Raw genomic sequence first — 17823 nt, forward strand, 5'->3', positions numbered from 1 at the left:
TCTTCCGGCCTGGGTGGGGACGGGGTCGGCAATATCCCATACCCTGTGGTTTTGCAAGATTCCCCGCCCCGCTTGCGCACCCGGCCCGGTTGCGGGCGGTGGCGGTCAGATCGGCCGGGTCATGGAGCGAGTCGCCGGGCGGTCGGCTTCCAGACGCGGCCGGAGCGCTTCGGCCATGCGGTCGAAGACCGCCGACCAGGGCTCGTCCGGGGCCTGCCGGAACAGGGTGGCGCTGTCGTAGAAGGGCGTGTCGGTCCGGTCGACGAGCCAGCGGCAGTCGGGCACCGGCTTCAGCGCCACCCAGGTTGTGGCCCCGACCGCGCCGGCCAGATGCGCGATCACGCTGTCCGCCGTGACCACCAGATCCATCTGGTCGATGACCCAGGCCGTGCTGACGAAAGCATGGGCCGGATCGGCGAAATATGGATCGAGCGGCCGTTCGACCGTCAGCCCGCTCTCCGCGTCCGGCGGTTCCGGCTGGAGGCTGACCAGACGGATGCCGTCCCGCAGCAGCAGCTTGGCGAACAGGGCCAGCGGCAGATCCTTGGTGGGGTCGGTCGTCGTCCATTTGATGCCGATCAGGACGTCGCCGTCCCTGCGTTCCAGCGTCGGCGCCCGGCGGGAACTCTTCGCGATCTCGATGTAGGGACCGCTGCCGAAGCAGCGGGCGGCGTCGGTTTCGAGCGTGTAGAAGAGGTCGAAGGACTGCGCGCGGAAATCGACGGGAGGAAGCCGGTCCCCCGCGGTGAGGACGCTCGTAACCCCTTTGCCCAGCGCGCACAGGGCCTTCAGGGCGGGAACGCAGACGATGTGCACGATCATGCCACGCTGGCTGAAGTAATCGGCGTAGCGCAGGCATTGGATGACGTCGCCGAAGCCCGATTCCCCGTTGATGAGGATGCGTGCGCCTTCCCGAATGGTGCCGTCCCAGATCGGAACGGGCAGGTGGGTCTTCCACCAGCCCACCACGTCGTAGTCGTATTTGTAGGCCAGCAATCCCTTGAATTCCGACCAACGGCCAAGCCGGAAGGCGAGATGCATCGACATCATGCAGGCGTGCGCGTGCTGGCTGCGGTCACCGGCCGCAGCCGCATGCCGGTACGCCGCCGCCGCGCCTTCGAAGTCCCCGTTTGCTTCCAGGAAAAAACCGAGGTTGAAGAGGATGTCGAAGCGGCCCGGCTCGATGAGCGTGGCGACCTTGGCGAAGCGGGCGGCGGTCCGGTAATGGCCTTCCCTGCGCAGCTTCGGAGTGGCGCCGCCGAAGTGGAAGAACAGCTGTTCATAGGCGGCGGGCGATTGCCGGAGTTTCGGCATCAGGGGGGCGATCACGTCGATCCGCCGGGAGAGGCTGTCCGTCGGCTGGACGAAACGCTCCAGGTAGAACTTGGTCAGGCGGGCCAGCGTGCGGTCGAGATCGTTGGTCATGCCGTGGCGGTCCACCGCTCGGCCGATCAGGTCGAGGCCACCCTTCACGTCGCCCCACTGGACCAGGAGAACGGCAAGGCCATGCAGGGCGTCGTGATGCGTCGGCTCGACGGCAAGGATCGCGTCGTACAGGAGGCGCGCGACGAACAGACGCCCCTCGCTGTGATGGTGCCGCGCGTCCAGCATCGCGGTCGCCGCATCCAAAGCGCCGCGGCCCAACGCTTCCAGGCCCCGGGGCGGGGCGTCCGTGCGGAGGGCGGCCTCCATTGCCTCTCTGGACGGGAGGGCCTCCACCGTGATTGGCAAGGAAGGTGTTTCGTTCGACATCATGCACCGTGGCAGCAGCCGCGTTCGGAAAGGCAAAAGCGTGTTTTCGCAAGAGGACGCTCATATCATCGCCGAACGTCAAGGGCGAAGAGAAAGCGTCCGCCGCTTCGATGCCGACGCCCGACGGCATGGACGGCAGGTGACAGGCCGATCCGTCGTGGTCTAGGATCGGCGGCGCTGGGTAGGATTTGAATAAACGCATGAATTCGGACTGTCGTTCCTGTGCAGGATAAAGACGTGATCGACCGTATATCAGCATTGACCCACGCCTCCCTGGCGGAAAACATGCCCTTTCGGCTGTTTCGGCGCGCCTCCATTCGGCGCCGGGCGGAGCAGGGGCACAACATCGGTTTTGACGCACCCGTCCCGTTCTTTCCCTCCATCCCGGATGCCGAAGCGTGGCGCGACGTCACCTTCCTGGTGCATGACCCGAACTACATCGGCCATTATTTCCACTTCATCGAGATATTCCTGGCCCTCCATGCCTTTCACCGGACCTATCTGCCGGACGCGGCGGTGGGCCGGATCGTCTTCACCAGCCGGAACTGGACAAATCCGGCGCAGAACAACATCCAGCAGGAGCTTCTGTCCGCCATCTACCCGAACGCCGAGGTGATGACCCCGGCCGACATGACCGATGTCGATCTGACGAACGTGGTCCTAATCGACCGCACCCTGGCCATGACCCGGATCAACAAGTTCCTGGAGCCGGTGCTGCCGATCGCCGGCGCCTGGACGGGCGGGCTGGCCGACGTGCTTTTCCGCCACGTCGCGGCCCTGCCGAAGCCGCCGCCCGCGCCGGGGGAGAACCGCCGCGCCCTCTATGTGAAGCGGAAGCCGCCGCGCTGCCTGTCCGACCCGCTCGAGGCGGAGCTTCTGCGGGCGCTGAAGGAGGGCGGCATCCAGGTGGATGTGGTGGATTACGCCGAGCTGCCCTGGCACGAGCAGGTGCGGAGAACCGCGGGTTACGATCTTCTCGTCGGCGTGCACGGCAACGGCATGACGAACCTGCTGTGGCTGCCGCCGCACGGCGCCGTGCTGGAGATCTTCCCGGCGGGCGCGCATCATTATGATTACCAGATCCTGGCGGAGCTGAAGGGGCACGCCTATTTCGGCGTCGAGGGCCGTCCCGACGGCTTCGTGTTCCGTGAGCACAGCCGGCATGGCGACGCCTTCGGGCATGGGGCGGACAACAACAAGGAGATCGCCGAAATCTCCTGGTCCGCCGTCGCCCGGTTCATCGACGCCGCCCATGGGCAATGAGGCGCCGGGCGGCCGTTCCTCCGGCTGGCCGGGCCTTGTCCGGTCCCAGAGATTGCGGTTGACTTAAGGGGGGGAGCCGCTAGGAAAGGGCGGCGGCGGGTCTCTCATTGCCGCACAACGGCCGGATGGGACCTGCGCTGCTCCGGCGGGAAGCTGGTGAGTTCATGAACACGCGGATGGTTTCCATCATCGCCCCCTGCCACAACGAGGAAGGGGTCATCGCCGAGTTCCACCGGCGTCTCTGCGCGGCGCTGGACGGCATCGAGGAGGAGTTGGAGGTCGTCTACATAGACGACGGCAGCACCGACCGGACCCCCTTCATCCTCAACGAGATCTGCAAGCGCGACCCCCGCGTCGTCGTGCTGCGCCTGTCGCGCTGCTTCGGCCATCAAATGGCGCTGACCGCCGGGCTCGACCATGTCGAGGGCGACGCTGTCGTCATCATCGATTCCGATCTCCAGGATCCCCCAGAAACGATCCTTCCCATGCTGGAGAGGTGGCGCAACGGCGCCCAGGTCGTTTACGGGCAGCGCCTGTCGCGCGACGGCGAGAGCCGGTTCAAGCTGGTCACGGCCAAGGCCTTCTACTGGCTGATCAACGCCATCTCCGACGTCCACATCCCCTCCAACGTCGGGGATTTCCGGCTGATGGACCGCACCGTCATCGACGCGTTGCGCGCTATGCCGGAGCAGCACCGCCTGCTGCGCGCCATGATCAGCTGGCTGGGCTACCGGCAGGAGGGCGTTCCCTATCACCGGGAGCGCCGTTACGCCGGTGTCACCAAATACCCGCTGCGCAAGATGATCCGGCTGGCGCTGGACGGCTTGGTGTCGTCCTCGGCGATGCCCCTGCGCATCATGTCGATCGTCGGGCTGGTCACCTTCGTGTCTTCGATCGTCGGGGCGGTCTCGGCCCTGACGTGGTGGGCGTGGACCGGGACCTGGGTGCCCGAGCCGCTGTCGGTCTTCCTGATCGGCCTGCTGTTCACCGGTCTGCAAATCTTCTGCTTCGGCATCATGGGCGAGTACATCGGCCGCATCTACGGCGAGGTGAAGAGCCGGCCGCTCTACCTGATCGGCGAGCGGTTGGGCAAGGGCAGCGCGGCCGCCAACCGTCCGCACGCGCGCCGAGGCGCCGGCCACGCGGCCGGGGACGTGCATTCGATGGCCGTGGTCGACCATGGCCGGTGAGGGGGCGTTGACGGGCGCCACGACGGGGGCTGCGCCGTGAAGCTGCTTTTCCTCAATTACGAGTACCCGCCGATCGGCGGCGGCGCCGCCACGGCGAGCCGGCACCTGATCCGCGAATGGACGGCCATGGGCTGCGAGGTGCGGGTGCTGACCACCCATTATCCTGGCCTGCCCTGGCGCGAGGAGACGGACGGCGCGATCATCCACCGCCTTCCGGCCTTCCGCCGCCGGCCCGACCGTGGCCGCATCGGCGAGATGGCGATCTACATGGCGGGGGCCTCGCTGGTGGCGCCGGTGCTGGCCGCCCGCTGGCGGCCCGACGCGGCTCTCGCCTTCATCGGCATCCCCAGCGGTCCGGTCACTTGGCTGCTGCGCCAACTGACCGGGGTGCCCTACGTGGTCTGCCTGCGCGGCGGCGACGTGCCGGGCTTCCGCTGCGAGGGGGTGGACCGCTTCCACCGGCTGCTCGCCCCCATGACGCGGACGGTGTGGCGCCAAGCGGCGGCGGTCACCGCCAACAGCGCCGGCCTGGCTGACCTCGCCAAGGGCTTCATGCCCGGCCTGGACATCCCGGTCATCCCCAACGGCGTGGATTCCACCCTCTTCCACCCCGCCGTCCCGGTCCGGGCCGTTGCCGGAGGGGCCGCAGCCACACGGTCTTCCGATGGGCCGGTGCGCCTGCTGGCGGTCGGCCGGCTGGTGGCGCAGAAGGGGATCGACGTGCTGATCGATGCCCTCGCCCGACCGGGCCTGGGCAACGTCGCGCTGGACGTGGTCGGAGACGGCGAATGGCGCGACGCGTTGGAAAGACAGGCCGCCGGGCACGGGCTGGCCGGTCGGGTGCGCATCCACGGCTGGCTCAGCCGCGCGGCGCTTGCCGAAGTCTACCGCAAGGCCGACGTCTTCGTCCTGCCCTCGCGCGACGAGGGGATGCCCAACGTGGTTCTGGAGGCGATGGCGAGCGGTCTGCCGGTCGTCGCCTCGGCCGTGGCCGGCGCGTGCGATCTGGTGGTGGAGGGCGAGACCGGCTTCCTCGTTCCGCCGGAGGATCCCGATGCTCTGGCTGCCGCGCTTCGGCGTCTGGCCGGGGATGCGGCGCTGCGCGCCGGGTTCGGCGGGCGGGGCCGGGAGCGGGTCGAGGAAAGCTTCTCCTGGCGGTCCGCCGCCTCGTCCTTCCTCACGCTGGTCGAGGAACGGCGGGAGGGCGGCGGAACCATGGTCCGGAAAACCATTTGAGCCGGTTGCGGAAGCGCCGGCTCAGGGGCGCCGTGCCAGAACGAAGACGTAGTCGCCCCGGTCCCAGCGGTTGGTCAGGAACAGGGTGTAGAGCGCTTCGGCGATGAGGCGGCGGACCGGCCCGTATTCCCCCTCGGTGCCGCGCGCGCCGGTCAGCGTCAGCAGGTCGCGGTAGAGCGGCGAGAAGAAGGGAAAGCCCCACTGCACCACCCGGTCGACCACCAGCCCGGTGGCCTCGACCTTCGCCCTCAGCTCGCCGTAGCGGTAGTTGCGGACATGGCCGACGCCTTTCTCGTAGGCGCGCATGCGGCCCTGCATGGTGGCGACCAGCAGGTATTTTCCGGTCATCCGGGCAAGGTTGGCGATGGCGGTGACGTCGTCCTCGATATGCTCGACCACGTCGGTGCACAGCACGAGGTCGAAGCGGCGGTCGAGCGCCCCCTCCGTCAGGTCGAGGCGGAAGAACTCGGCGTCGGGCGTCCGCTGGCGGGCGATGCGAAGCGCGCTCTCCGAGAAGTCGGCGCCGCTGTAGACCGCCGGTTTCCCGGCGCGCAGCGCCTGGATCAGCGAGCCCTCGCCGCAGCCGACGTCCAGCACGGTCTCCGCCGGCAGGTCGGCGATGACGCGGGCGATGATCCGGCGCAGATGCCGGCCGGTCGGCCCGTGACGGCGCATGTCGGTCCATTTGCTGTCCCAGCCCTCGTCGTAGCCGGCAAGCTCCAGGGCGGCCAATGTGGGGGCTGCGGCGGGGGCCGTGGCGGGGGTGGGCGGACGATCTTGCGGCAGGGCCATCGGCCTCTCCTAAGGGGATGGCGGGCCGGCCGGGCGGGCCAGCAGCACCATGCGGAATTCGCCGAACAGGACAGGGCTGACGCTCTCGATGAGGCGCAGCGCCGAGGCGGTGACGCCCCGCGCGATGTTGCGGCGGTCGGGGTTGAACTTGACCATCGTGAGGGCGCCCGGCTCCAGCCCGGCCCGGCGGACGGCGTCGTGCAGCGTCTCCGGCGTGAAGAAGACGATGTGGTCGCAGTCGTAGATGCCGCGCAGCGGCCCCTGGACCCGCCCGAGGGTCAGCCCGTGGGCGAGCGCCGCGACGCGGGTGATCAGCCCGGCGTGGTTCGGGGTGTAGACCAGCAGGACGCCGTCCGGCTTCAGGAAGCTGGCGGCTTCGCGCAGCAGGCGGACGGGATCGAGCACATGCTCGATCAGGTCGAGCATGGTGACGACGTCGTAGCCGCCCTCGCGCCCGGCCAGGAGCCTGGGCAGGGCGAGGGCGTCGCCGGCGATCACCTCGGCCCCGCTGGCGGTGCGGGCCAGCTCGGCCAGGCCGGCGTTCAACTCGACCCCGGTGACGTCGTAGCCGGCGCGCACCGCGGCGCGCAGGAAATTCCCGGGGCCCGAGCCGATGTCGAGCAGGCGGGCGCCGGGTTGGACGCGACCGCGCAGGATCTCCAGGATGCGTGTGAACTCCTTGTCGGCCTCGGCCTCGTCGTCGCGGTGTTGGTAGAGCCCCGTGTCGGCGTAATAATCGGCGAGCGGCACGTCGGGACGCGCGGCGATCTTGAACTGCAGGCGGCAGCCCCGGCAGGTGACGACCCGTCCAGGCACGGCGCCGGGGGTGGAGGTGACGGAGAAGTCGTAGTCGTCCCGGTGGTCCGTGCCGCCGCAGGCGGGGCAGACCGTCCAGGGGCGCTGGGGGGCGGGGGCAGACACGGACAAAGGCTCTCCGGTTTCCAGCGGAACCGCCGGGGTGGCGATCATACCGCGCGAACGGTCGAAATCAACTGCGGGACGCGGACGGGGTGCTGCGCCCGCCCACCGTCGTCTCCGCGATTCCCCGCGCCAGGGCGATGAGCGGCCCGGTCGCCCGTCCCAGCAGGGGCAGCAGCAGCACTTGCGCCATGGTCAGGCCGAGCGCCCAGGCAACCCCGACCCAGGCGGGAGCGCCGTCGGCGATGAGGCGCTTCAGATGGGGTTGGACGAACTGGAGTACGAAGCCGTTGACGATCAGCAGGTCGAGAGTCCGCGCCCCGAGGGCGGAGAGCGCCGTCGCTACGCCCCCGCCCCGTTGCGCAAGGGTCTGCGCGCTCCACAGCACGCCCAGGCTGCCGAGCAGGGCCGTGACCAGGAAGGCCGGAGCGAAGCCGATCGTCCCGAAGGCCATCCAGACGGCAACCCCCCCGTTCAGCGCCGGAATCCCGCAACGCGCGACCGGATCGAGCAGGCAGCCGTTGTTGAGCGGGGCGAGCAGCAGCGTCGCCGCGATGGCGGCGGGGATCAGAAACGAGCGCAGCCCGGCCGGCGGGCCGGCGTGGCCGGAGCGCGCCAGCCAATGCCCGATGGCGTAGAACACTGCCCCGGGCAGCAGCGCCCCCATCTGGAAACGATAGGTTCCTGTCATTTGGGCGACGACGAAGGAAGCGGCGAGGAGCGCCGCGACGGCGGCCCGGCCGGCCGGGCCGCTCCGCGCCATCGCGTGATGGGCGAGCTGGACGAAAGACAGCGCGACCAGGAACCAGACGACCGAGGTGTAGAAGCCGTAGCCGTTCAGCAGGGGGAAGAGGAGGCTGTCGAGCGTTGCGCCGGGATCCCCGAGGCCCCACGTGCCGAGCCAGCCCAGCGCGTGGACCGCAGCCGCGATGAGCAGGAGGAGGAGCGCGTTCGCGATCGCGTCGCGCGTGCGCCGTTCCCGGAACAGCATGCCGGAGACGAGGAAGAACAGCGGCATGTGAAAGCTGTAGAGGAAACGCCACTGGGCGAAGGCGAAACCCGGTTCCTGCGCCCGTCCGAGAAAGGTCATCTCCAGGGCATGGCCGTAGAGGACGCACAGGATCCCGATGGCGCGTGCGATGTCCAGCTCGGGCCGGCGGTGCGATGCCGGGCCGGTCATGTCACGCCCGCCGTTCGCGCAGAACCAGCAGGTCGACGGCGATCCCGAGCATCGCCACCATGATCTGGAACGCGAAAATGGCCAGGGACAGGGCGAGGGCGCGGTCGGGCGCGACGCCGAAATGCCCCAGCATGCCGACCAGTGAGATTTCGCGCAGCCCGAGGCCGCCGATCGTCAGAGGAGCCAGCAGGACGACGGTCAGCATACCGATGATCACGCACCAGATCGCGTAGCCGAGATCGATCCCCAACCCCATGCCGAACAGAACGCAGCCGCCGACCGTCAGCGTCTGGGACAGCACCCCGTAGGCAAGGCAGAGTGCCACGGTGCGCGGTTGCATCGCCTGGGCACGCCAGGATTCCAGGAAACGGGACAGATGCCGGCCGATCCAGCCGCGCCACCCGTCGGCGTCGCCTCGGAACAGGCGCAGGAGGACCGTCTGGACCGGACGGACGGCCAGAGCGGCGACGGACAGCAGCAGGATGCCGAGGGCGGCGGCGGTCGCCCAGACGGCGCCGCCGCCGCCGAAGCGCGTCGGCTCGGTCAACAGGCCGATCAGGGACAGCAGCAGGATGGCGAAGCCGCCAACCAGCTTGTCGAAGACCACGGCCGACACCACACCGCCTGCCTCGGCACCGTTCCCCCGGCTGAGGCGGTAGGCCTTGACGGCCTCGCCGGCGATCTGGCCGGGCAGCAGCAGGGCGTAGGCCTGGGCGATCAGGGTGTAGGCGAACAGGGAGCCGACCCGCCGCTCCGGCAGCAGGACCCCGAGCTTCAGCGCGTTGACGGCGTGCGTTGCGGCAAGCAGCGCCATGGCGGCCACCGCGAGGGAGGGCTGCATGCCGCCGAACTCGTGCAGCACCTCCACAAGGTCGATCCGGCTCAGCAGAAACAGCAGGATGCCGGCGCTGACCAGAAGCTTGAGGGGATAGCCCAGCGATCGCAACGGAGGGAGGGTCAAGGCACCGTCTCTCCGCCATGGGCGACGGTGGCGGCCGCGGCCGCGGCAACAGAGGCCCAATCCACCAGTGGCGAGAGCAGCGCCGGTTCCCCGTGGGTGGAGCGGCCGGGGACGGTGGTCAGCACGGTGCGGCCGCGTGTGATCAGGTTGATGAAGACGGCGAAGTCGTCGGGGTGCCGGCTGCTGGTGAAGCGGTCGAACAGCGGCTTGTCCTGCCGCAGCGTGCCGATCCGCACCGCGAAGGTCATCGTGGTGCTGGTGGTGAACTTCCAATGGGACGAGGCGGTCAGGATCAGGCGGGTCACCTCGCCGCCATGGCTGACCACCGGGTTTCCGGCAAGGGCCGGCGCCTTGTACTTGTCGGCGTGGTCGTAGAGGCTGACGTAGTCGGCCCGTTCCAGCCCCTCCAGCAGGGTAGCGCCGGCACCCGGCAGGTGCAGATAGTCGTCCTCGATGAAATAGAAGGGCTCGGCGTCGTCGTGTTCCAGCGCCAGGTCGCGGGCGTGGATCCAGGACGGGCCGTTGCCCAGGCTGGTGCGCTGGATGCGGATGGCGTCGCTGCGTCCAAAATGTTCAGCGGCTTCCCGCTCGATCATGACCACCGTTTCGTCGTGGCAGTTGTCGGCCACCACCGTCATCCGGCCGGGCAGCGGCCCCACCGTTTGCAGGAAATTGCGCAGGCAGGTCCGCTTGTCGGCGATCTTGGGCTTGGGATAGCCGCCGTCGCTGATCCGGTAGATGACGTTGAGCGGCCCGGCGCAGGGGCCGCGCCGCCCGGCCATCGCGTCGTGGCTGGACAGGGCGCAGTGGAGGTCGGAGAGCCGGACCGGCTGGTGCGGACCCTGGCCGGTGCTGCGCCGCAGCCCCTCGATGGCGGTTTCCGCGTCGCCGCCCAGCGCGCTGAGGTTGCCCAGCGCCTTCCAGCCTTCCAGCCAGTCCGGACGCAGGGTCACCGCCCGCCGGAAGGCCATGGCGGCGTCGCGGTAGCCAGCGGTGCGCTGGTGCGCGTTCCCGACGCCGGCGTGGAGTTCGGCGGCGTCGGGTTGCAGGGCGATGGCCGAGCGGTAGGCGGGAAGCGCCGCCGCCGCCCGATTCTGGAGGAGCAGCGTCTGGGCGAGACCGAGCCGGACAGGGACCAGATCCGCGCGCACCGCCAAAATCTGGCGATAGACGGTCTCCGCTTCCGCCAGCCGCCCGGCGTCGCGGTGACCCTGGGCGAGCGCCAGGGCGTCCTGGATGGTCATGGTCTGGGGCGCCCCGCCCGTGGCCGGCGACGGTGCCGCAGGGCTCTCCCGGCGGTCGCCGGAGATGGAATCGGGAACGGCCGCGGCGACTGGATCGCCGGAGACGGCGACGAAGGCCTCGGCGAAGGCGCGCCATGTCCGCTCGCCGCGGATGAAACGTTCGGCCCGGGCGCCGCGCGCCTTGGCGGCGCTGCGGTCGGCGTAGAGGATCTCCAGCCGCTCGACCAGTTCCTCGACCGAGGATTCGCCCCAGCCGACGCGGCTGCCGTTGCGGTCGGGCACTGGGCGCTGGTCGTCGAGCGTCAGGCAGACGTCGCCGACCACCAGATCCATGTGGCCGGTGTTGGCCGACAGGATGACGGGAACGCCGCAGGCCATCGCTTCCATGGCGACGAGGTTGGTGGCGCCTTCGCAGCGGTTCGGGAAGACGGCGGCGTGGCATTCGGCCAGCACGCCGGCGATCTGGTGGCGACCGAGGAATCCTAGGTCGAGGAAATTGCTCTCGTCGGCGCCGTTCTCGAACGCCCAGCTGCGGACATCGATCCGGTTGTCACGCACGCGCGGAGGATGGGGAACCAGGGTGGATTCCGCCATGCCCATGCCGACCTCGGTCCAGGCGTTCTGCCACGCGGTGACGAGCAGGGCTTCGGGGTGACGGGCGTGGAAGCGCAGGAAGGCGGCCAGCACGATGTCCTGCCCCTTGCGGAATTCCAGCTTGCCGCCCGAGAAGATGACAAAGCGATCGCCGAAACGCCCCGAAGGTGGCGGCACGACCAGTTCGCTCGCGTCGATACCCTGGAAGGCGCAGCCGATGTTGGTGAAGCCCTGGTCCTCCAGGAGCTTCCGGTTGTAGGTGGAGTGGACGATGATCCGGTCGTAGCGGCGCGCCCGCTCCAGAACGGCGGCGTCGAAGCGGGTGTCCTCGTAGGCGATGACGCCGATGTTGCGGTGGCCTTGGAAGCGTTGGCTCGGCGGGCCAGGCATGAAGCCGTTGCCCAGCGCGTGCATCACGTCGCATTCCCGCAACCTGAGCGTCCTGCCGGGATTCTGTTCAGTCAGGGCGAGTGTCTGCTCGTACGACGCCACCAGAGGCTGGAGCCGCGCCCGGTTTTCCGGCCGCAGGCTGCTCATCAGCGGCTTTTCCAGAAGCAGCGGCGGGCGGTTTTGCTCGACCAGATACAGGGCGGTGTGGACCCCGACCAAGCCCCAGCCGTGGATCTCCGAGAGCTGCCAAGTGAACGCCAGTTGAGGAAGCATGACGATGATCCCGGTTTTCCTACGATAGCGATGCTGCGACCGCCAAGGCTCGACTGTCCGGCAACCCGCGGGGGGACCATTCCGCGCCGGGTCGGCGCTTGTCAAGCTGTGTCGGGTTGGTCGGGATCTTGGTACGGAGGGGGGATAAAAAAGAAAGGGGCGCCCGAAAGCGCCCCTCCCCTTGTCTTCAGGCTATCGCCAGAGTTCAACCGAGGTTGACGTTCCCGGTGCCGAGCAGGACGCCGTTGAAGCGCGCCAGCAGGCGGGCTTCGGTAGCGGCAACCTGACCGTCTCCGTTCGCGTCGATCACCAGGTAGAGCCCGGTGTTCGTCCCGTCGTTCGCCAGCACCAAGTTGCTTGCGTTCACCGAAGAACCGGTCAGCGAACCCAGAGCAGCGCGGAAGCTGGACAGGCCGGCATCGGCCAAGTCCGCCACCGTCGTGGACAAGGCGACGACCTCGTCGGTGATCATGTTCACCGCTCCCTGCGCACGGGTCGCCCCTTCGAGAGCGCCGGTGCCGTTGCGGTCGACGAGAGTCCCCAACGGACCAGAGATCACGACTTGATCCGTGGTCTGGAAGTTGTTGATCACGTCGAAGCCGGTGTTGGCACCAGCGGCACCGCCGTCACCACCCGTCGTGAAGACAATCTGGTCGGCGTTCGTGCCAGACTGCAGCGTCACCGTGTCGGCACCCGCGCCGCCGACGAAGCGGATGGCGCCGCTCGTCACCGTCACGACATCCGAGCTGGTGCCGCCGAACAGGGTCTCGACGCCCGACACCGTGATGGTGTTGGCCGTGTCGCCCAGACGGACGATGTCCGTGCCGGCGCTGCCCACCAGCGTTTCGACACCACGGGTGATCAGCGAGCCCGCCGCACCCAGGGTGACGACATCGGTGGCCGTGCCGCCGATCAGGATCGACACACCCGACACCGTCAGCGTGTTGCCGGTGTCACCCAGGAACACGATGTCGCTGTTGGAGGCGCCGATCAGCGTCTCGACGTCGCGCAGGGCGATCGTGTTGCCCGACGCGCCCAACCGGACGATGTCGGTGCCCGCACCGCCGACCAGAACTTCGACGCCGCTGACGGTCAGGTCGTTGCCGGCCGAACCCAGGAAGACGATGTCGGTGCTGGTGCCGCCGGTGAGGGTCTCGACGCCCGACACCGTGATGGTGTTGACCGTGTCGCCCAACCGGACGATGTCGATGCCGGCGCTGCCGATCAGGGTCTCGACACTGCGGGTGATCAGCGTGTTGCCTGACGTGCCCGTCAGGCTGACGATGTCGATGGCCGTGCCGCCGATCAGAATGTCGACTTGGGAGATGGCCACCGTGTTGGTGGTGTCACCCAGGAAGACGATCTCGGTGCCGGTGTTGCCGATCAGGGTTTCGACGTCGCGCACGGCGATCGTCACGCCCGAGGAACCCAGCGTGACGACGTCGGTGCCCGCACCGCCGACCAGAACCTCGACCGCGTTGACGATCAGGTTGTTGCCGGCCGAACCCAGGAAGACGATGTCGGTGCTGGTGCCGCCGGTGAGGGTCTCGACGCCCGACACCGTGATGGTGTTGACCGTGTCGCCCAACCGGACGATGTCCACCGCCGCGCTGCCGATCAGGGTCTCGACACCGCGGGTGATCAGCGTATTGCCCGCCGTACCGCCCAGGGTGACGACGTCATTGGCCGTGCCGCCGATCAGGATGTCGATCTGGGTAGCCATCAGCGTGTTGGCGGTGTTGCCCAGGAAGACGATCTCGGTGCCGGTGTTGCCGATGAGGGTCTCGACGTCGCGCACGGCGATCGTCGTGCCGGCGGCAGCGAACGTGACGATGTCGGTACCCGCACCGCCGACCAGAACTTCAAGGGCGCTCGCGACCAGGGTGTTGCCGGCGGAGCCGAGGAACACCACGTCCGTACCCGTGCCACCCGTCAGGGTTTCCAGCAAAGAGGCCGTCAGGGTGTTGCCGGCGGAGCCGAGCACGACGAGATCGGTGAAGGCGCCGCCCGTGATGCTTTCCAGGCCGGAGGTCAGCAGGGTGTTGCCCGCGGTGCCGGCGAGGGTGATGACGTCCACGCCCGTGCCGCCGGTCAGCGTTCCGATGCTGGAAACCTGAACGACGTTCCGGGTGTTGCCGAGGATGATCAGATCGGAGGCGCTGCCGCCGGTCAGGGTCTCGATGTCACGCATGACCAGCGTGTTGCCGGCCGCACCAATCAGAGTGACGACATCGGTGTTCGCGCTGCCGACCAGGACTTCCACCTGGCTGACGAGCAACGTGCCACCGGTGCCGCCGAGGTAGACGACGTCGGTGCCGAAGCCGCCGCCCAGGGTCTCGATCGCCGAGACCAGCAGGGTGTTGCCGCTGGAGCCGAGGGAGACGCTGTCGACGCCCACGCCACCCGTGAGGGTTTCGAGGGACTGGACGACCACCGCGTTGCCGGCGGAGCCGAGCGTGACGACGTCGGTGCCCGTGCCGCCCCAGACCTGTTCGACCAGGGTGACCGCCAGGGTGTTGCCACCGGCGCCCAGGGTGATGACGTCGGTGCCGGTGTTGCCGGTCAGGGTCTCGATCGCCGAAACCACCAGCGTAGTGCCGACGGTGGTGCCGATGTTGATAACATCGGTGCCCGTGCCGCCGACCAGGGTCTCCAGAGCGACGACCAGCAGGGTGTTGCCGGTGTTGCCCAGGGTGACCAGATCGTTGCCGGCGGAGCCGGTCAGGGTCTCGAGGTCACGGGCGATGAGCGTGTTGCCGTTGCCGGCCAGCGTGATGGTGTCGGTGCCCGCACCGCCGATGAGCAGCTCGACGCCGCTGACCAGCAGGTTGTTGCCGGTGGAGCCGAGGAAGACCAGATCGTTGCCCGCACCGCCCGTGATGGTCTCGAGCGCCGAGGCCAGCAGGGTGTTGCCGGCGGAGCCGAGGGTGACGGTGTCAGTGCCGGTGTTGCCGATCAGGGTCTCGACCGACGAGACCAGCATCGCGCTGCCGGAGGTGACGCCGATGGTGACGACGTCGGTGCCGGTGCCGCCGACCAGGGTCTCCAGGGCCGACACGACCAGCGTGTTGCCGGTGTTGCCCAGGGTGACGGTGTCGATGCCGCCCGAACCGGTGACGGTCTCGAGATCACGGACGATGATCGTGTTGTTGGCGCCGCCCAGGGTGACGCTGTCGGTGCCCGTACCGCCGATCAGCAGTTCGACGGCGCTGACCAGCAGGCTGCTGCCGGCGGAGCCGAGGAACACCAGGTCGGTGCCCGCACCGCCGGTGATGGTCTCGACCACCAGGGCCAGCAGGGTGTTGCCGGCGGAGCCGAGGGTGACGACGTCGGTGCCGGTGTTGCCGACCAGGGTCTCGACCGACGAGACCAGCATGTTGCTGCCGGTGGTGACGCCGATGCGGATGACGTCGGTGCCGGCGCCGCCGGTCAGGGTGTCCAGGGCCGACACGACGAGCGTGTTGCCGGCCGAGCCGAGGGTGACGATGTCGGCACCGGTGTTGCCGGTCAGCGTTTCGATCGCCGACACCAGCATGTTGCTGCCGGTGGTGACGTTGATGCTGATGACATCGGTGCCCGTACCGCCGACCAGGGTCTCCAGAGCCGACACGGCGAGCGTGTTGCCGGTGTTGCCCAGGGTGACCAGATCGTTGCCGGCGGAGCCGGTCAGGGTCTCGAGGTCACGGACGATGATCGAGTTGCCGTTGCCGGCCAGCGTGACGTTGTCGACACCGGTGTTGCCGATGAGCAGTTCGACGGCGCTGACCTGCAGGGCGCCGCCAGCGGTGCCGAGGAAGACCAGATCGTTGCCCGCACCGCCCGTGATGGTCTCGAGCGCCGAGGCCAGCAGGGTGTTGCCGGCGGAGCCGAGGGTGACGGTGTCGGTGCCGGTGTTGCCGATCAGGGTCTCGACCGACGAGACCAGCATCGCGCTGCCGGAGGTGACGCCGATGGTGACGACGTCGGTGCCGGTGCCGCCGACCAGGGTCTCCAGGGCCGACACGACGAGCGTGTTGCCGGTGTTGCCCAGGGTGACGGTGTCGATGCCACCCGAACCGGTGACGGTCTCGAGATCACGGACGATGATCGTGTTGTTGGCGCCGCCCAGGGTGATGGTGTCGGTGCCCGTACCGCCGATCAGCAGTTCGACGGCGCTGACCAACAGGCTGCTGCCGGCGGAGCCGAGGAACACCAGGTCGGTGCCCGCACCGCCGGTGATGGTCTCGACCACCAGGGCCAGCAGGGTGTTGCCGGCGGAGCCGAGGGTGACGACGTCGGTGCCGGTGTTGCCGATCAGGGTCTCGACCGACGAGACCAGCATGTTGCTGCCGGTGGTGACGCCGATGCGGATGACGTCGGTGCCGGCGCCGCCGGTCAGGGTGTCCAGGGCCGACACGACGAGCGTGCTGCCGGCCGAGCCGAGGCTGACGACGTCGGTGCCGGTGCCGCCGGTCAGGGTCTCAAGCGCCGAGACGGCCAAAGTGTTGCCGAGCGTGCCGAGCGTGATGGCGTCGGTTCCGGTGCCGCCGACCAGGGTCTCCAGGACGGAGACGAGGAGCGTGTTGCCGGTGTTGCCCAGCGTGACCAGATCGGTGCCAGCGCCGCCGGTCAGCGTCTCGAGGTCACGGACGATGATCGAGTTGCCGGCGGTGCCCAGCGAGACGGTGTCGGTGCCCGTGCCGCCGATGAGGATTTCCGTGCCGGTGACCAGCAGGGCGCCGCCGGCGGTGCCGAGGAACACCAGGTCGTTGCCCACACCGCCCGTGATCGTTTCGATCCCCGAAGCCAGCAGGGTGTTGCCAGCGGAGCCGAGAACCGCGACATCGGTGGCGCTGCTGCCGGTCAGCGTCTCGATCGACGAGATCAGCAGGGTGTTGCCGGACGTGCCGCCGAGCGTGACGATGTCGGTGGCGGTGCCGCCGATCAGCGTCTCGATGGAGGCGACCAGCAGGGTGTTGCCGGTGTTGGCCAGCGTGATGGTGTCAACGGCGGTGCTGCCGCCGATCAGGGTCTCCACGCCGCGGATGACGAGCGTGTTGGGGCCCGCAACGTTGGTCAGGCTGATGGAGTCGATGGCCGTATCGCTGCCGACCAGGACGTCGACGAGGCCGACGACCATGGTGCTGCCGCTGGCGCCGACATACACGATGTCCGTGCCGGAGTTGCCGCCCAGGGTCTCGACACCGGAAACCAGCACGGTGTTGCCGGCGGAGCCGAACCAGACGGCGTCGAGGCCGAGGCCGCCGGTCAGGGTCTCGATGGCGTTCAGCGCCAGCGTGTTGCCGATCGTGCCCAGCGTGACGACGTCGCTGCCGGCCGTGCCGGTCAGGGTCTCGAGAGCCGAGACGAAGGTGGTGCTGCCGGTGCCGGTCAGCGTGACGATGTCAACGCCGGTGCCAACACCGATCAGGGTCTCGACCGCGGACACGTTCAGGGTGCTGCCGCCGGTCAGCGAGACGACGTCGGTGCCGGTGCCGCCAACCAGGGTCTCCAGGGCGGAGACGAGGAGCGTGTTGCCGGTGCCGGTCAGCGTGACAATGTCGACGGCGGCGATACCGCCGGTCAGGGTCTCCAGGGCGGAGACGAGGACCGTGCCGCCGCTGGTCAGGGTGACGGCGTCGTTGCCGGTGCCGCCGACCAGGGTTTCGATCCCGACGACGACCGTGCTGTTGCCGCCGGCCGCGAACGTGACGACATCCTTGCCGGTGCCGCCGACCAGGCTCTCCAGGTTGGAGACGAGGATCGTGCTGCCGACGCTGCCGCCCAGCGTGATGGCGTCGGTGCCCGTGCCCACGCCAATCAGGGTCTCAACGCCGAACACCACGGTGGTGTTGCCGCCGGTCAGCGTGACGACGTCGGTGCCCGCGCCACCGGTCAGGGTTTCCAGGGCGCTGACGAGCAGGGTGTTGCCGGCGCTGCCGCCCAGCGTGATGGTGTCGGTGCCCGTGCCCACGCCAATCAGGGTCTCAACGCCGAACACCACGGTGGTGTTGCCGCCGGTCAGCGTGACGACGTCGGTGCCCGCGCCAC

At 68.8% G+C, this 17823-nt stretch carries 10 protein-coding genes; 3 read left to right on the top strand and 7 right to left on the bottom strand.

Going from position 1 to position 17823, the window contains the following annotated elements; genetic code table 11:
• Positions 1–105 precede the first annotated feature (105 nt).
• Positions 106–1611, bottom strand: a complete 1506-nt coding sequence (locus J2847_RS31340; protein ID WP_209782649.1) for a tetratricopeptide repeat-containing glycosyltransferase family protein — start codon at positions 1609–1611, stop codon at positions 106–108.
• A 363-nt stretch (positions 1612–1974) separates the two neighbouring features.
• Here J2847_RS31340 and J2847_RS31345 point away from each other — a divergent pair, with 363 nt between their 5' ends.
• The 3 genes from J2847_RS31345 (at position 1975) to J2847_RS31355 (ending at position 5441) form a co-directional block, all read left to right on the top strand.
• Positions 1975–3015: a glycosyltransferase 61 family protein gene (locus tag J2847_RS31345; RefSeq protein ID WP_209782650.1), complete on the top strand. Its 1041-nt coding sequence runs from the start codon at positions 1975–1977 to the stop codon at positions 3013–3015.
• A gap of 164 nt (positions 3016–3179) precedes the next feature.
• A complete protein-coding gene (locus J2847_RS31350) occupies positions 3180–4205 on the top strand; it encodes a glycosyltransferase family 2 protein (RefSeq protein ID WP_209782651.1) in 1026 nt (341 codons plus the stop codon).
• A gap of 36 nt (positions 4206–4241) precedes the next feature.
• On the top strand, positions 4242–5441 hold the full coding sequence (locus J2847_RS31355) for a glycosyltransferase family 4 protein (RefSeq protein ID WP_209782652.1): 1200 nt from the start codon (positions 4242–4244) through the stop codon (positions 5439–5441).
• Positions 5442–5462: 21 nt separating this feature from the next.
• Here J2847_RS31355 and J2847_RS31360 read toward each other — a convergent pair whose 3' ends face one another.
• The 6 genes from J2847_RS31360 to J2847_RS31385 all read right to left on the bottom strand — a co-directional run.
• The gene (locus J2847_RS31360) at positions 5463–6233 is read right to left on the bottom strand and encodes a class I SAM-dependent methyltransferase (protein ID WP_209782653.1); all 771 of its coding nucleotides are present in this window, start codon (positions 6231–6233) and stop codon (positions 5463–5465) included.
• Positions 6234–6242: 9 nt separating this feature from the next.
• Positions 6243–7154 carry a methyltransferase domain-containing protein gene (locus J2847_RS31365; protein ID WP_209782654.1) on the bottom strand — a complete coding sequence of 304 codons (912 nt, stop codon included), beginning with the start codon at positions 7152–7154 and terminating at the stop codon, positions 6243–6245.
• A 67-nt stretch (positions 7155–7221) separates the two neighbouring features.
• Positions 7222–8331 carry an acyltransferase family protein gene (locus J2847_RS31370; protein WP_209782655.1) on the bottom strand — a complete coding sequence of 370 codons (1110 nt, stop codon included), beginning with the start codon at positions 8329–8331 and terminating at the stop codon, positions 7222–7224.
• Between the two features lies 1 nt (position 8332).
• Complete coding sequence (locus J2847_RS31375) at positions 8333–9292, bottom strand: lysylphosphatidylglycerol synthase transmembrane domain-containing protein (protein ID WP_233474911.1); 960 nt, start codon at positions 9290–9292, stop codon at positions 8333–8335.
• The gene (locus J2847_RS31380; RefSeq protein WP_209782656.1) at positions 9289–11793 is read right to left on the bottom strand and encodes a glycosyltransferase; all 2505 of its coding nucleotides are present in this window, start codon (positions 11791–11793) and stop codon (positions 9289–9291) included. The genes J2847_RS31375 and J2847_RS31380 overlap by 4 nt, the downstream gene beginning before the upstream one ends.
• Positions 11794–11998: 205 nt before the next feature.
• Positions 11999–17823, bottom strand: a 5825-nt coding sequence (locus J2847_RS31385; RefSeq protein ID WP_209782657.1) for a beta strand repeat-containing protein, incomplete at its 5' end; no start/stop codon positions are given.

The sequence above is a fragment of the Azospirillum agricola genome, assembly GCF_017876095.1.
GTDB classification, from domain to species: Bacteria; Pseudomonadota; Alphaproteobacteria; order Azospirillales; family Azospirillaceae; genus Azospirillum; species Azospirillum agricola.

Coding starts and splice junctions, on each gene's coding strand:
- J2847_RS31340 (WP_209782649.1), bottom strand. CDS start 1,611: ATGCTGGACGCGCGGCACCATCACAGCGAGGGGCGTCTGTTCGTCGCG.
- J2847_RS31350 (WP_209782651.1), top strand. CDS start 3,180: ATGAACACGCGGATGGTTTCCATCATCGCCCCCTGCCACAACGAGGAA.
- J2847_RS31360 (WP_209782653.1), bottom strand. CDS start 6,233: ATGGCCCTGCCGCAAGATCGTCCGCCCACCCCCGCCACGGCCCCCGCC.
- J2847_RS31370 (WP_209782655.1), bottom strand. CDS start 8,331: ATGACCGGCCCGGCATCGCACCGCCGGCCCGAGCTGGACATCGCACGC.
- J2847_RS31380 (WP_209782656.1), bottom strand. CDS start 11,793: ATGCTTCCTCAACTGGCGTTCACTTGGCAGCTCTCGGAGATCCACGGC.